This window comes from Achromobacter sp. SIMBA_011 (assembly GCF_046535435.1).
In the GTDB taxonomy this organism is placed as follows: domain Bacteria; phylum Pseudomonadota; class Gammaproteobacteria; order Burkholderiales; family Burkholderiaceae_B; genus Achromobacter; species Achromobacter dolens.
Genome location: NZ_JAWRWN010000395.1, coordinates 1 through 275, shown reverse-complemented (window position 1 = coordinate 275; position 275 = coordinate 1). Strand labels below are relative to the sequence as shown.

Sequence of the window (275 nt, the reverse complement as noted above, 5' to 3'; positions counted from 1 at the left end):
CCAGCTCGGCGTCGCTCGCCGGACGCACGGCCGGTCGCAGCACGGTGACGCCCGCGGCGGGCTGGTGGTCGGCCCGCGGCGGGGCGATCGTTTCAGGCGCGTTCACGCAATAGCTTCCATTCGTTCGACACGACGAGCGGCGCCACGTGGAACGTGCGCCGCCCGGTCAATATGATAATGAGAATGGATATCATTACATAAAGCGGGATGCAGCTCAATCCGTCTGCATCGCACGGCGCGCGCGGAACGAGGAGCGAATAGACGGGAATGCCCAC

The 275-nt window shown here is 65.1% G+C and carries 1 protein-coding gene; it reads right to left on the bottom strand.

Going from position 1 to position 275, the window contains the following annotated elements; genetic code table 11:
• Nucleotides 1-92: 92 nt before the first annotated feature.
• Nucleotides 93-275 (bottom strand): hypothetical protein (locus SB816_RS31435; protein ID WP_410548175.1); only part of this gene is annotated, 183 nt, incomplete at its 5' end.